The sequence below is a fragment of the Streptomyces chlorus genome (assembly GCF_042655885.1).
In the GTDB taxonomy this organism is placed as follows: domain Bacteria; phylum Actinomycetota; class Actinomycetes; order Streptomycetales; family Streptomycetaceae; genus Streptomyces; species Streptomyces chlorus.
Genome location: NZ_JBHSOA010000039.1, coordinates 47664 through 61327 on the forward strand (window position 1 = coordinate 47664; position 13664 = coordinate 61327).

General features: G+C 68.7%; 12 protein-coding genes and 1 pseudogene. 4 read left to right on the top strand and 9 right to left on the bottom strand.

Annotated features, from left to right (window positions below; genetic code table 11):
- Positions 1-14: 14 nt before the first annotated feature.
- Entirely contained in the window at positions 15-1184 is a 1170-nt protein-coding gene (gene tuf / locus ACFPZI_RS18795; protein WP_381364400.1) for an elongation factor Tu, read from the bottom strand.
- Positions 1185-1617: 433 nt separating this feature from the next.
- Between tuf and ACFPZI_RS18800 the strand changes: the two genes are divergently transcribed.
- The 3 genes from ACFPZI_RS18800 to ACFPZI_RS18810 all read left to right on the top strand — a co-directional run bounded on the left by ACFPZI_RS18800 (position 1618) and on the right by ACFPZI_RS18810 (position 4215).
- A complete protein-coding gene (locus ACFPZI_RS18800; RefSeq protein ID WP_381364402.1) occupies positions 1618-2403 on the top strand; it encodes a TVP38/TMEM64 family protein in 786 nt (261 codons plus the stop codon).
- A 171-nt stretch (positions 2404-2574) separates the two neighbouring features.
- Positions 2575-3450, top strand: a complete 876-nt coding sequence (locus ACFPZI_RS18805; protein ID WP_381364404.1) for an undecaprenyl-diphosphate phosphatase — start codon at positions 2575-2577, stop codon at positions 3448-3450.
- 432 nt (positions 3451-3882) lie between these two features.
- Complete coding sequence (locus tag ACFPZI_RS18810) at positions 3883-4215, top strand: hypothetical protein (protein WP_381364406.1); 333 nt, start codon at positions 3883-3885, stop codon at positions 4213-4215.
- A gap of 657 nt (positions 4216-4872) precedes the next feature.
- On the opposite strand, the gene ACFPZI_RS18815 is transcribed toward ACFPZI_RS18810, so the two are convergent.
- The 5 genes from ACFPZI_RS18815 to ACFPZI_RS18835 all read right to left on the bottom strand — a co-directional run bounded on the left by ACFPZI_RS18815 (position 4873) and on the right by ACFPZI_RS18835 (position 9224).
- Complete coding sequence (locus ACFPZI_RS18815) at positions 4873-5208, bottom strand: hypothetical protein (protein ID WP_381364407.1); 336 nt, start codon at positions 5206-5208, stop codon at positions 4873-4875.
- 326 nt (positions 5209-5534) lie between these two features.
- Positions 5535-6848 (bottom strand): nucleotide-binding domain-containing protein, encoded by a 1314-nt coding sequence (locus tag ACFPZI_RS18820; protein WP_381364409.1) that lies wholly within the window; start codon positions 6846-6848, stop codon positions 5535-5537.
- The gene (locus tag ACFPZI_RS18825; RefSeq protein WP_381364411.1) at positions 6845-7447 is read right to left on the bottom strand and encodes an SLATT domain-containing protein; all 603 of its coding nucleotides are present in this window, start codon (positions 7445-7447) and stop codon (positions 6845-6847) included. Before ACFPZI_RS18825 ends, ACFPZI_RS18820 begins: the two co-directional genes overlap by 4 nt.
- A 959-nt stretch (positions 7448-8406) precedes the next feature.
- Complete coding sequence (locus ACFPZI_RS18830; protein WP_076094230.1) at positions 8407-8757, bottom strand: hypothetical protein; 351 nt, start codon at positions 8755-8757, stop codon at positions 8407-8409.
- A gap of 2 nt (positions 8758-8759) precedes the next feature.
- Positions 8760-9224 (bottom strand): prevent-host-death protein, encoded by a 465-nt coding sequence (locus ACFPZI_RS18835; RefSeq protein WP_215207970.1) that lies wholly within the window; start codon positions 9222-9224, stop codon positions 8760-8762.
- A 300-nt stretch (positions 9225-9524) separates the two neighbouring features.
- On the opposite strand from ACFPZI_RS18835, the pseudogene ACFPZI_RS18840 reads away from it, so the two are divergent.
- Positions 9525-10640, top strand: a pseudogene (locus ACFPZI_RS18840) (integrase core domain-containing protein); the annotation flags it as partial.
- Here the strand turns inward: ACFPZI_RS18840 and ACFPZI_RS18845 are convergent.
- From ACFPZI_RS18845 to ACFPZI_RS18855, 3 genes are all read right to left on the bottom strand, one after another.
- Positions 10619-11017 carry a hypothetical protein gene (locus ACFPZI_RS18845; RefSeq protein ID WP_381364423.1) on the bottom strand — a complete coding sequence of 133 codons (399 nt, stop codon included), beginning with the start codon at positions 11015-11017 and terminating at the stop codon, positions 10619-10621. The pseudogene ACFPZI_RS18840 and the gene ACFPZI_RS18845 overlap by 22 nt on opposite strands.
- A 461-nt stretch (positions 11018-11478) precedes the next feature.
- Positions 11479-12894, bottom strand: a complete 1416-nt coding sequence (locus ACFPZI_RS18850; protein WP_381364413.1) for an NAD(P)/FAD-dependent oxidoreductase — start codon at positions 12892-12894, stop codon at positions 11479-11481.
- On the bottom strand, positions 12891-13661 hold the full coding sequence (locus ACFPZI_RS18855; RefSeq protein WP_381364415.1) for a thioesterase II family protein: 771 nt from the start codon (positions 13659-13661) through the stop codon (positions 12891-12893). Before ACFPZI_RS18855 ends, ACFPZI_RS18850 begins: the two co-directional genes overlap by 4 nt.
- Positions 13662-13664 lie beyond the last annotated feature (3 nt).

The window sequence follows — 13664 nt, forward strand, 5'->3', positions numbered from 1 at the left end:
GCACCCGCGTGCGCTCAGCCGACCGCCGTCACCGTGCCGGCCCCGACGGTCCTCCCGCCCTCACGGATGGCGAACCCGAGCCCGGGCTCCAGGGGTACGTCACGTCCCAGTCGCACGGTCATCGTGACCGTGTCGCCGGGGCGCGCGAGCGCCGTCTCCCCGAGGTCGACGTCGCCGACGACGTCCGCGGTGCGGAGATAGAACTGAGGCCGGTAGCCGGTCGACACCGGAGTCGTACGGCCGCCCTCGCGGGCCGACAGCACGTACACCCGCGCCGTGAAACTCCGGCTCGGCACCACACTGCCCGGCGCGGCCACCACGTGCCCGCGTCGCACCGCGTCCCGGGGCACCCCGCGCAGCAGGAGCGCCACGTTGTCCCCGGCCTGCGCCTCCTCCATCGGCTTGCCGAAGGTCTCCAGGCCGGTCACCACCGACTCCGTCCCGGCACCGAGCACCTCGACGCGGTCGCCGACGCGGACCGTGCCGCGCTCCACCGCGCCGGTGACCACGGTGCCCCGGCCGGTGATGGTGAGCACGTTCTCCACCGGCAGCAGGAACGGCGCGTCCACGTACCGCTCGGGCAGGGGCACATAGGTGTCCACCGCGTCGAGCAACGCGTCGATCGACGCCGTCCAGCGCGGGTCGCCCTCCAGCGCCCTCAGTCCCGAGACCCGTACGACGGGCGCGGAGTCGCCGCCGTAGCCGTGTGCGGAGAGCAGCTCGCGGATCTCCAGCTCGACCAGGTCGGTCAGCTCCTCGTCGCCCGCGTCGGCCTTGTTGAGGGCGACGACGATGTGGTCGACGCCCACCTGCCGGGCGAGCAGCACGTGTTCGGCGGTCTGCGGCATGATCCCGTCGAGCGCGGAGACCACGAGGATCGCCCCGTCGAGCTGTGCGGCGCCGGTGACCATGTTCTTGACATAGTCGGCGTGGCCGGGCATGTCGACGTGCGCGTAGTGCCGGGTGTCGGTCTCGTACTCGACGTGCGCGATGTTGATGGTGATGCCGCGCGCCGCCTCCTCGGGCGCCCGGTCGATGCGGTCGAACGGTACGAAGCCGGTGGATCCGCGCTCGGCGAGGACCTTGGTGATGGCGGCGGTCAGGGTGGTCTTGCCGTGGTCGACATGGCCCATCGTGCCGATGTTCAGATGCGGTTTGGTGCGGACGTACGCCGTCTTGGACATGGCGGTACCTCGAAGTCTCTCGGTGAGGACGCGTGATCGGCCCCGGCGCGGTCGGATGGACGCGCGGTCGGGACGGGGACCCCGAGGAACCTGCCGACCCTCCCCCTGGGGGGTCCGCCGGACGATCCGGGGAGGGTCAGCTTCGGGCGCCGTCGACAGCGACTGCGACTGCGACTGCGACTGCGAGAACCGCGAGGGCACGGACGGCAGCCTTCGGGGCATCCGCGGTGGCGGATGCTGCGAGGAGGAAGGCTGCGTGCCGGAACATGTCGTCGATCCTGGCGGGCACGGCGCCCGGCGTCGAATGGTTTTCCGCGGTACGCGGTCGGGCCCCTCCCACGCGGTGTGTCGCGCCCTGGGTGTTCCGGCCGCTGTGGCACGTCTGAGACGCACACTACGGCGGCCGGTCACATTCGTCGGTTAGTGTCACCGAATGCTCGATGCCACCAACCGCTCTGGGGGCACCGCTACGGCCTCTCCCCGGGCCTCCGCCGCACAGCTCACCACCGCCGTGGTCGTCGTCCCCGCGGCGCCACCCGCGGCGGGTCTCACCGCCCGCTGTGCCAGAGTCCTGCTGTCCCCCTGGTCGCGCCTGTCCCTGCTGGCCGTGCTGCTCGCCTCCGCGGCCTCGGTCATGCTGCTCCTGGAGCCGCAGAAGCTGCTGACTGACAGTCTGCCGTCGCAGCTCGGCGGTGCCACGACGGTCGTTGCGTACGCGGTGGCCTACGGGGTGTGCACGGTGGCGTTCGTACCACGCCCGATTCTGAACCTCGCCGCGGGCGCGTTGTTCGGCAGTCAGCTGGGGCTCGGCGCCGCTCTGGGCGGCACGGTGCTCGGTGCCGGGCTCGCGTTCTGCCTCGGGCGGGCGCTCGGCCAGGACGCGCTGCGTCCGCTGCTGCGAGGGCGCTGGCTGAAGGCGGCGGACAACCAGCTGAGCCGGCACGGCTTCCGCTCGATGCTGGCGGCGCGGCTGTTCCCGGGGGTGCCGTTCGCCGCGTCGAACTACTGCGCCGCCGTCTCCCGGATGGGTCTGCTGCCGTTCCTGCTGGCGACGGGGCTCGGCTCGATCCCGAACACCGCCGCCTATACCGTCGCCGGTGCCCGCGCCTCCACGCCGACATCCCCGGCCTTCCTGATCGCGCTGGCCTGCATCACCGTGCCGGGTCTGGTGGGCGCGGTGGTGGCCTGGCGCAAGCGGCACCGGTTGCGGGCACGATGAGGCCGGGCAGGGGCGCCGGTCCGGCGCTCGGCCCGGCCCCTGGCGTCAAGGTCGTCATCTTGGGGCGCTACGCTTCCCCCTCGGCACGCCTGATCACCATTCATCGCACATGGCGTTTCGGCATGCCTGCGCCGTCCCCTCCCGCGATCCGCACTTGGACACCACTGCCTCATGTCTTGGTTTGAATCTCTCATCCTCGGACTCGTCCAAGGGCTGACCGAGTTCCTTCCCGTCTCCTCCAGCGCGCATCTGCGGCTGACCGCGGCCTTCTCCGGATGGGAGGACCCGGGCGCGGCCTTCACCGCGATCACCCAGATCGGCACGGAAGCCGCCGTGCTGATCTACTTCCGCAAGGACATCGCGCGGATCCTGTCGGCCTGGACGCGCTCGCTCACCAACAAGGAGATGCGCCGGAACCCCGACGCCCGGATGGGCTGGCTCGTCATCGTCGGCTCGCTCCCGATCGGCATCCTCGGCCTGACGCTGAAGGACCAGATCGAGGGGCCGTTCCGCGACCTGCGGCTCACCGCGGTGATGCTGATCGGCATGGGCATCGTCCTCGGTGTCGCCGACCGGCTGGCGGCGCGGGACGAGCAGGGCGGCCGGCATCGCTCGCCGAAGCAGCTCAAGTCGCTCGACAACCTGACCGTCAAGGACGGTCTGATCTACGGATTCTGCCAGGCCCTGGCGCTCATTCCGGGTGTCTCCCGCTCCGGCGCGACCATCAGCGGCGGCCTGTTCATGGGGTACAGGCGCGAGGCAGCAGCCCGCTACTCCTTCCTGCTCGCGGTTCCCGCCGTCCTCGCCTCCGGTCTCTTCGAGCTGAAGGACGCCACCGAGGGCGGCCATGTCACCTGGGGCCCGACGATCTTCGCGACGGTCGTTGCCTTCGCGGTCGGCTACGCGGTGATTGCGTGGTTCATGAAGTTCATCACCACCAAGAGCTTCATGCCGTTCGTCTGGTACCGCATCGCGCTCGGTGTGGTGGTGATTGTGCTGGTCAGCATGGGTGTGCTCAGCCCGCACGCGGGCGAATCCGGCGGCTGAACCAGGGCCGCGCAGGTAGCGTTACCTAGCATTTCCTAGCGCCTGATTGCAGCACCACGCCATGATCATCTCCCACTTGTCTCCCACTCTTCTCCCACCGGGGAGGCGGGATACGCCCCACTAGGACGTGTGCGTCCGCAAAGTAAGGGATGACACGTAAGGGCCCGCACGGCTTGCCGTGCGGGCCCTTACGCACAGAGGGCAGAGCGGGTCAGCTGAGGTTCATGTCCGGCCAAGGCCGCGACCCTCGCCACGCAAAAACGCAGCCGCTCGTCCACCGTGTCCCAGGCAGCACCCGGTGAGGTCGTCCAGCGCGGCGCCCGTGAGGATAAGCCAGCCGAGGCGCGCTTCCATGTCCTCCCACGTGTGCGTCACCTCGACTGCCTCACCATGCGGACCCGTGCCCCGTACACCGTTATGGCGACTTCCCCCATGTCCCCGTTGATCGCGAGGACCTGGAGGAGCCGGATCTCCCCAGCCGCCGGTGATCCCATCCGGCACGCGGCCCTGGAGCTGGTGCTCCACCACCGCCGCGCCGTGAAGGGCCTCCGCGACCTCGCCCAGCTCCTGACTGATCTTGAGCACGCGCACCGGCTCCGCCGCACGCCGCCCATCCCCGAAAGACCCCTCCACCAGACCGACTCACGGACGCTCCTCGCCCGCCGTTCGGCCCATGAGATCTGCACCGTCCCGCGCTACCGCGCACGACGCCGTGGGCCGAGCCACACCCGATGGTGGCCCGAGGGCCGGCACACCGGGATATGACTGGACGACGAGGACATCGTCTGCACTCAGGTCAGCGCAGGCCGTCTGCGTCGTCGTGCTGTTCGCCGACTGGGAGTGGCCGACGGTCGTCCCCGGGGTCCTCGCTGTAGGTAACCGCGGAGGATGCTCCTCGGAAGTTGAGCCTGAGCTGCTCTTCTGACGGAGCATCAATCGGGTGGGAGGGCCGGTCACCCGGCCCTCCCACCCGATTGATACGTCGGCGTCTCGCCATGGACATCTTCGAGTTCCGGTGGTGTCCCGTGGAGACGTTCTGCTGCCACCGGCCGGACGCGACAACGCCGCTGATCGCCGAAGCCCCCATCAAGACACCGATGAGACCCGTCAATGCACCAGCCGGGACACGCATCGGCCTCCACCAAGACCCTTGACGGCCTCACACGAGTACGCCCAGTCCCCGACGCGGAACAGCGGCGCGGGAGCGGTCAGCCGGTTCGCCACCAGTACCTCGATCACCTGGCCGTGCGTCAGGTCCGCCCGCGAATCCGGTGGCCGCAGCCCGTCGACGATCCCACGACGTCCAGCCGACGCAGAAACTCGGCAGCGACAGGCAGAGCGCCCAGGCGCTTGGTCACCACGGACCCAATCACGACCTCCACGCAAGGGCGTTCCGTCCGCCCGAACGACACTCCGGACCGTCTACGAGACGGTCCTCAAACCAAGCGGTTGGCTGCGGCGACTGCGGGTCTCGGGAGCCAAGACGGCTGCCGGGTCGAAGTCCCGCGTCGGCCAGTCCGCCTGCGCGCTCGTGTGGTACCAGGAGAACCGCGCGACCCTGTCGTCGTCGAGCGCCGGGTCGCCGGAGTCGAGCGTCACCCGAGGCGAGTCCTCGTGCCCGCAGGCCATGCCGCAGCCGGGGCAGGTCTCCGTCGCCTGCTCCCACCGATCGATCCAGTCCAGATCGACGCGCCACCGATGATCGCAGCCCCCACAGAGCATCTGCCGCTCGCGCGAGAAGTCGATTTGCCGTTCCACGGCACCATTCTCCGGAAGCATCCGACGGAGAACCAGCCTCAGCCGAGATCTCGAAGCTGCCGGAACTCCGCTTCCGCGGTATCTGCTTCGACGCGGAGCAGGCCGACGATCTGCTCTGCGAACCTGCTGGGGACCCTCGGAACGCAGCTCAGCAGCGCAGCGAACGCCGTACCGCTTGCCCGCGAAGGCCATCTCGGCGTTGAGCAGGGACTCGGGCATGGCTGCGAGAGAACTGCTCATGCTTCAACCCTACGGGCGGATGCGCCTGATGCGACGAGACCCCGGCAGATTCGGCAGGGCCTCGTCGCGCTCCGAGGATCCGTTCCCTACAAGACGTTCGCCGTCTTTACGCTCGTGTTGCTGACCGGCACGTCGATCCGGTCCCGAGCGACGACGACCCCGTCCTTGACGACGTAGCACTCGACGACGTGCTCGCCCTTGAAGTCCGAGTGCTCGATGCGGACTCCCCGCTTGCTCGAGTCGACGATCTGGCCGCGGATCTTGTCCCGCCGCTCGGCTTCCGGACCACGATTGAGCACCTTCCACTTGAGTGTGTAGGGCTCCCCGACCGAGCAGTTGGTGACCACGAACCTCAAGCTCTTGTCGGCCTTGAGCAGGATCCCGCCGCGACGCATCACGCGGAGCCAGGTCGGACGCCATCCGGCCTGCGTGACCTCGCAATCGATGGACACGGTCTCGGACACGTCGACCGGGAACTCGTCCTCGATGAACTCCTCGGTGTCCTTGAACGACCGGGACGACTCGCTCGCGCTCTTCGCCAGCGGCACCGACGTGCCGAAGACCTCGCGCCACTTCTTGTTGGCGGACGTCTTGCCTTCGTCCGCGATCGCCTCAAGGCATCGGTTGTACGCCTTCTTCGCCTTCGGCTGGAACTGCGCCTTGACGTGGACCTGCTGCCGGCTGCCCAGCGCCAGGTAGTACTCCTGCTCTGGTTGATCTTTGAGGAATTCGAAGAAGTCGCGGGCCATGAGGTCGAACGAGCCTGTGCCCGCTGCGTCGTAGTCGTCGGTCTGGTCGAAGAAGTTGTAGACGAGGGTGTCGATGAGCAGGCCGCCCATGTTTACGCCGTTCGCGTTCTTCCACGCCCGTGCCATCCGGGCGAGGTGGCGCATGTTCGTCGAGGTGCGGTCGTTGCACTCCTTGGTCGCGGCGATCTCCTCGCGTGGCTTGGTGACCTTCCAGCCTTCAGCCTTCGTGTTCGGGTAGTCGAAGCTGCCATCGGCGTTCTCGAATGCCGGCTGGACCTCGAACTTGAAGGCGTTGGACGTGAACCGCACTCGGACGACGCACTGGTCGACGCGGATCTCCGTGTTCTTGTACCGCGCCTTGAGGTCGTCGCGAACCCTCTCGAGAATCCTCCGCGGGCCGGTGTCCCCGTCGTAGCTTGACCGGATCCCGGGCGGGAGGATGAAGATCATGTCGAGGTCGGACACTCCCTTGATCGCGGTGTGCCGGCCGAACGATCCGACCATCAGCTTGTAGTCGGTGCAGCCGTGCTTGTCGCGGAAGTCCTTGTTGAGCGCCTTCGTGATCTCGTCCCGCCGTGAGGCGACCGTCGTGGCCGTCTCCCCGACCTTCAGGTTCTTGAGCAGTGTTTCGAAGATCTCTGAGGTCTTCATCGTGATGCCTCGCCTTCGCCGAGCCGGAGCGCCTCCGGGAGGAAGAGGTCGATCTCGCGCGAGGTGAACGTCATCTCCTCGTTGTTCTGCAGCCCGCCCTGGGCTCGCGCGAACGCCCTGCTGCTCGTCCTGGGCGCGTCGGCGTACGCGTCGCGCGCCGCCTGCTGCAGCTCGTCCCGCCGCTCTCGGCCCTCCGCGTTGGAGACGGTGCCGGACATCAGGTCGGCGATGAGGGAGATGTAGGACTCCCGGACGTCCCACAGCCGAGAGGCGATGCCGCGGTGGGCCTCGGACTCCTCCTCGAACTTGAAGGTCTTCGTCCCAAGGCTCATCCAGCTGACCAGGAGCGCGATAGAAGAGGTCACGAGGCTCGTCAGCACTGCGTTGCCGAGCAGGCCGACCACCGCGGCGAGGAAGGTGCCCGAGCCGATCGCGGTGAGAGCAATGAGGACGCCCTGCTGCCACCGGTGCTTGGTGAAGCAGATGTCCGCCTGCTTCTCATGGGTCTTGTGGCTGTAGACCACGCGCCCGAAGGCCTCTCGCATCTGCGCCAGAAGGTACGGGTCGCGGTCAGGCACCGCGTCGCTCTCGGGTGTCAATTCGTTCCTACTCGGTCGAGGACTCCAGGACATGCGCCTGAAAGTCAGTTGCACATCTTCTGAGTATGGCGGCGACCACTGACACTCCGACCGACTCGAGCTCCCTCCCGTTCAGGCCGCGCTCGATCCGGCCCGCCCTGCGGTCCTTTCCTGCTTCGCGCGAGTAGCGGAGAGCGGTGGACACGATGCCGCGGAGCCGCTCGCCTTCCCTCTCCGCGGCGGCCCCGCGAGGCTCCAGGCCCGGGCGAGAGCGAGGCTCGTTGCCCATTCGCGCAGGAGGTTGTGGCGATGGCGTCCTCCCGGCTCGAAGGCCTCGGCCTTCAGCTCCTCCTCCTCGCCGCGCAGGCCGAGCTTCCGCGCTTGGCACCGGCTTCGTCAGTCATGGGTGGGCATGGCAGCGCTGCTGCGGGCAGGCGAAGACCAGTCGTCCTGAGCGAAACCGACGCGTTCGGCTGACGAGTCGAGAGCGGCTCGTACTTGAGGAAGGAGGCCACTGTTGGGTTCATCAGCTGCAGCAGGCGACACATCCGAGAACAGCAGCGATATACCACGGTCAGTTCGACACTCGGCACGCACGACCGTGAGCGTAGAGCCCGCCGACAACCAGAGCGCCTCGCGAACACGATGGCCGCTCCACCCGGCCTCTCCGGTCGTACTCGAGGACCTCCGGAAGGCGGGAGCCGCCAAGGCCGACGGCGCGCCTCCTCTGTCACAGTCGCAAGTCGACCGGCTCGTCGCCATCCTGCGCCGGGCAGGCTCTCAGGCCAGTGCACCTCGTGGACGCGGAGCGCCACACCGGACGGCTGGGGGCCGTGGGAGCGGTACTCTGCACCGGCGGCACGGGGTGCGGTCACGCTCCTCTCGCGTTCGCGCTCAAAGTCCCCGGTCGCGGCAGCCACACAGCGATCATCCCCATCGGATGCGCGCTCACCGACGATGTGCGAGGCTGCGAAGCGCGCCTACTTCGTCTCGTTCGGGTGGCTCGTGTGCACCTGCTCCAGGAAGACCGTGCGCTCGTGGACGTAGAACCAGATGCGCGCGGTGCCCTTCGCAGTCGGTTTGTGCTGCCACCGCTCATGGGTCGCGCCGCCACGCTCGATGACGCCGAGCTCACCCTTGAGCCGATAGTTCGTCGGCGTCGTGGACAGTGGCGTCCGCGTGAGGAAGTCCCAGGTCTCCGTCATGGGGTTGCGGATCGTCGCGACGAGGTCGCGCCATCCCTTCTGCGCGTCGGCTGTGGCGAAGCGGATCTCGTACTCGATCTTCTTCGGAGGGCGAGGAACCAGCTCGCCCTTCCTGGCGGCCGCCACGGCTACGGACGCTCCACGGTCTCATCGTCGTCGAACCACTCCAGACCGGCGCTGCCGCTGCTGAGCCCGGCCGCGACGGCCGTGGCCGTCTCCTTCCAGGAGGTCAGCTCTGCGATCGCGAGGTGCGGCTGGTCGGTGGCGAACGACGCGCGCGCCGCATCGACGAGGTCCTGCGCGCAGGACTCCCGGTCGGCCGGCGACAGCGCGAGCATCCAAGGGAAGGCCTTGGACATCCGCTCGGCGAGCGAGCCGCGGTCGTCGAGGGTGACGGTGATGAGCTGCGCGGCAAAGTTCAGCAAGCGGGCACGACCCTCGGCCTCGCGCTGCGACATCAGGACCAGAGCCTCGCCGTCGCGCCGGGTCACCGTCACGGGGTGGTCCTCGGCCTCGGCGAAGACCTCGGCGGAGTGCTTGCTCAGGTCCGAGGAGCGCCGAGTCGCCACGGGGAGGTCTGCTGCTATGGTCATGGATCCATAGTATTCGGAACGTATTCGGAAGTCTAGTGGAGGCCGCAGAGTGCGTGCGCCAGACTCGACCTCCGGATGCGGTCCGATGCCAGATCTCAGCCTTCCTTGACGCTTGAGTCAGACCCGAACTCACAGCCGGTCGATCGTCGAGATGGGGCGCGCACTTACAGAGCTGCTTACCTTGCGCCTGCCGAAAAACTCATCCGTCCTGGTGGGGGCTGGTGTACGGGTGGTGTCGAGCGCGGGCGTTTGGGCGGGTGCTCTGGGCACCTGGTGGTCGCCCCGGCATGATGGCCGGTCGTGCTGCTGCGACTGGCCTATCTGGGTGTGGCGAACGTGTTCGCCCTGCTGCGCCTACTGCCGATGAGCGATCATGGCAAGGACGCCGAGATCCTCGCTCTTCGCCATCAGAATCGGGGTACTGGAGCGCCAACCCGACGGCCGGAGAGTGCGGTTCGCCCCGGGCGATCGCGCGTTCCTGGCAGCATTGCTGCGCCGGTTGCCGACGGAGGTGCTGCGCGGGGTGCGGCTGCTGGTGCGGCCGGACACGGTGATGCGCCGGCACCGTGATCTTCTCGCGCGCCGCCATGCGGCCCGTTCCCGTCCGAAACGTTCGGGACGGCCGCGCACGGTGCGCTCGATCCGCGCTCTCATCCTGCGCCTGGCGAGGGAGAATCCCGGGTGGGGATATCGGCGCATCCACGGTGAGTTGCTCGTCCTGGGTGTGCAGGTGGCCGCCTCCACCGTGTGGGAGATCCTGAAGGATGCCGGGATCCCGCCGGCACCGAGCGGACGTCCAGTACCTGGGCGGACTTCCTGCGCTCCCAGGCCGATGCCCTGCTGGCGTGTGACTTCTTCGAGACCATCACTCTGTCCGGGACGCGGCTGTACGTGTTCGCGGTGATCGGGCACGCCGGCCGGCGCATCCGCGTCCTGGGCGCGACGGCGCACCCGACCGCCTCCTGGGTGGCGCAGGCCGCCAGGAACCTCGTCATGGATCTCCAGGACGCCGGCTGCCAGGCCCGCTACGTGATCAGGGACCGGGACGGGAAGTTCCCCGAACTGTTCGACACGATCCTCGCCGACGCGGGGATCGAGGTCGCGCTCAGTGGCATCCGGATCCCCCGCATGAACTCCATCATGGAGAGGTGGGTGCAGACCTGCCGCCGTGAACTGCTGGACCGCACCCTGATCTGGAACCAGCGACATCTCCTCCACGCACTGCGGGAGTTCGAGCAGTTCTACAACGCGCACCGGCCGCACCAGGGCATCGCGAACGCCTGCCCGCTGCACCCGCTCCCCGAACCGATCACCGATCACCGATCACCGATCACCGATCCGGACGAAATCGCCCGCCTCGACATACATCGAACCGACCGACTCGGCGGCCTCCTTCACGAGTACCAGCATGCTGCGCAACCAGGCCGGATGAGGTTTCCGGCAAGGGCAGCGCTCACGCACGGGTATGCGGTGCCGGATGGTGATCTTCTCGGGCCCACGAGGACGTCCTTGACGAGGAGCCGCAGGACGCGCTGGCGCTCGGGGACCTCGGCTGTCCCAGCGTTCTCGCGGAGCTGGGCGAGGAAGCCTTCGAGGTCGTCAGCGAGCTTGAGGTAGGCGTCGCGGTCGGCGAGCTGGGCTTCCAGCGCGTCGAGTTGGCCGCGCAGGTTGCTCTCCCGGGCCCGCGGGTCGGGCATCCGGGCCCGCAGTTCATCGATGGTGACCAGCTGTTCTTGGAACGCTTCGATCATGCGTGTGATCGCTGCGGTGGCCTCGACATCTGCATCGGTCATCGGAACCACCCGAGCATGCCCGCTGATCATGCTGCCGCACCGCGAAACTCCAAGATCCCCGACAGAGAGTCAACTCTAGGCCTCCATTCCTGCTGGTCAGACGGATGCCCTGCCTGTACCACCAGCAGACGAAAAACCTGCTGGTGAGCTACTCGCCGAAGAAGCTCGGCTTCTTCTAGCGGAACGAAGCAAGGCTCCTGACCCGGGGTTTCTCCCGGGTCAGGAGCTTCTGAGAGTGCCGAGCACTCCGACGGGAGGGACATCGGAATCAGCCCTCTTCTCCCATGTTCATCCCGCGGCTCAGCCCGTGGGCCTGCTGTCCTCACTGCGCCGACTCCATCCCCGCATCAACTCCACTGACCCGGCACCGCGTCACCGACGAAGGCCGACAGGCCCTGGCCACCGCGACGACGGACGCGGAGGTCAGGGTCCATGCGGTCCGGGCGCTGTGACGGCACGCGTCAGGTTTCCGGGTTCTCCCGGGTCATGGGGGGCTCAGCAGGTGTGAGGACGGGTGGGCCGAACAGCACGGCTCGGGCCACCTCGGGGGCGAACAGGGCGCTGACCGGTGCGGTCAGGGACAGGACGCGGCGGAAGGCGTCGCCCACCAAGAGGTCGCCGGGGATGCGCTCCACGACCCGGCGCAGGTACCAGGCGCCGGGCCGGTCCACGGCTCGTGAGGCGAGGGCGTTGCCGGTCGCGCCCGGCATGGTCCTGTCCGAGCCGGCCGAGATGTCCCAGGCAGGTCGGGACGCCGCGAGGAGGGCGCGCTGCACCCGGCGTGTCGTGGGGGTCCGGCGTGCGTCGGCGAGCGCGTCGCGCAGGGCCACGGCGGTCATCGCGGCGATGGATACGCCCTGGCCGTAGATCGGGTTGAACGTGCACAGAGCGTCACCGGCGGCCAGGAAGCCTGCGGGGCGGCGGCCGGGCAGGTCGTACCGTCGTCGTACGTTGGCGGTTTTGCGGAACCCGAACACCCGTGACTGCGGCTCGGCATCGCGCAGCCAGTCATGCACGAGGGTGTGCGGCAGTTGCTTCGCGTACACCACGTACTCGTGCTCGTCCGTGGGCGGTTCGTCGCCGCGCAGGCCCGAGACGGTGACCAGATGGCTGCCGTCCTCCAGGGGCAGGACGAGCGCTCCGTGGACCTGGGTGGGGTCCGGGACGATGGAGAGGCCGAGCGTCTCGGTGTCCAGGGTGCCGGTGGTGTCGCGGTAGATCCGTGAGGCATAGGCGAGCCCGGTGTCGATGGTCTCCTCGTGCGGGGCGTCCGCGCCGATCGCGGTGAGCCACTGCGGGGCCTTCGTGCCGCGCCCGGAGGCGTCCACGACCAGGTCCGCCTCCAGGATGCGCTCCTCCTCGCGGGTACCGTCGCCTCGTTCGCGCACCCGCACGCCCCGGACCCGCGAGGGGGCGCCGACCAGTCCCATGACCTCCGTCGACTCCAGCGTGATGACGGTCGGGTCGGCGAGCACCCGCCGCCGTACCAGGTTCTCGATCTGCTGCCGCGAGCCGGTGAAGACGTACGTCGACGCGGGGGTCCGCCGACACCAACGACCCGCATGGTGCTGCACCATGTCGGCCGGCATCCCCACTCGGGGCGCTCCCGCCGCGCGCAGTTCGTCCGTGAACCCCGGCAGCAGTGCGTCCAGTGCCCGTTGCCCGCCTTCGAGCAGGGCGTGCGGGTGACGGCTCTGCGGAGCTCCGGGGCGTGTGCCGGTCCCTTCCGGGTAGCGGTCACGTTCGACCACCGTGACCCGGTCGGCGTGCGCGGCAAGGACATGGGCCGCGAGCAACCCGGCGATGCTGCCGCCCACGACGACCGCATGGCGTTCCGGTGAGCTGCCCCGACTGCCCTTCGATTGCGTGGAGTTCACGTACGTTCAGCCCCTTGGTCCGGAGTGATGTGCGAGGAGAGGGCGGCCAGGACGGCTGGGGCCTGGTCGTTGAGGTAGAAGTGCCCGCCGGGGAAGACGCGGAGGGCGAACGGTCCCGTCGTGTGCTCGGCCCATGACCTCACTTCGTCGATCGTCGCCTTGGGGTCGGCGTCGCCGACGAGGGCGAGGACCGGGCACCGCAGTGGCGGGCCGGGCCGGTGACGGTAGGTCTCCACGGCCCGGTAGTCGCTGCGCACGGCGGGCAGGATCATGCGGACGAGTTCCTGGTCGTCCAGCATCCGTGCCTCGGTGCCGCTGAGCTTTCTGAGTTCGGCCAGCAGCCGGTCGTCGGTTGCTAGGTGCGCGCGCTCGTCACGCTGCCGCGAGGGTGCGCCCCTTCCGGAGGCGAAGAGGCCGAGCAACGTCGTGCCGGCCGCTTCCAGCCGACGTGCGACCTCGTAGGCCAGTGTGGCACCCATGCTGTGGCCGAAGAGGGCGACGGGCCGGTCGAGCCACGGACCCAGCTCGTCGGTGACCAGATCCGCGAGCATCGCCATGTCGTCGACGCATGGTTCGGTGTGCCGGTCCTGTCGGCCGGGGTACTGGATCGCCAGCACGTCCACGGACGGCGACAGCGCCCGCGACACGGGGAAGTAGAAGGTGGCGGAGCCTCCCGCATGCGGGAAGCACACCAGCCGGGCAGGGGCCTGGGGTGCCGGATGGTACCGGCGGACCCAGGGGGTGGTGTCGATGGTCGCGTGGGTCACGCT

What these genes read in the sequence shown, in the direction of transcription:
- tuf (WP_381364400.1), bottom strand. Translation starts at nt 1,184, where the DNA reads ATGTCCAAGACGGCGTACGTCCGCACCAAACCGCATCTGAACATCGGC.
- ACFPZI_RS18800 (WP_381364402.1), top strand. Translation starts at nt 1,618, where the DNA reads ATGCTCGATGCCACCAACCGCTCTGGGGGCACCGCTACGGCCTCTCCC.
- ACFPZI_RS18805 (WP_381364404.1), top strand. Translation starts at nt 2,575, where the DNA reads ATGTCTTGGTTTGAATCTCTCATCCTCGGACTCGTCCAAGGGCTGACC.
- ACFPZI_RS18810 (WP_381364406.1), top strand. Translation starts at nt 3,883, where the DNA reads ATGTCCCCGTTGATCGCGAGGACCTGGAGGAGCCGGATCTCCCCAGCC.
- ACFPZI_RS18820 (WP_381364409.1), bottom strand. Translation starts at nt 6,848, where the DNA reads ATGAAGACCTCAGAGATCTTCGAAACACTGCTCAAGAACCTGAAGGTC.
- ACFPZI_RS18835 (WP_215207970.1), bottom strand. Translation starts at nt 9,224, where the DNA reads ATGACCATAGCAGCAGACCTCCCCGTGGCGACTCGGCGCTCCTCGGAC.
- ACFPZI_RS18845 (WP_381364423.1), bottom strand. Translation starts at nt 11,017, where the DNA reads ATGACCGATGCAGATGTCGAGGCCACCGCAGCGATCACACGCATGATC.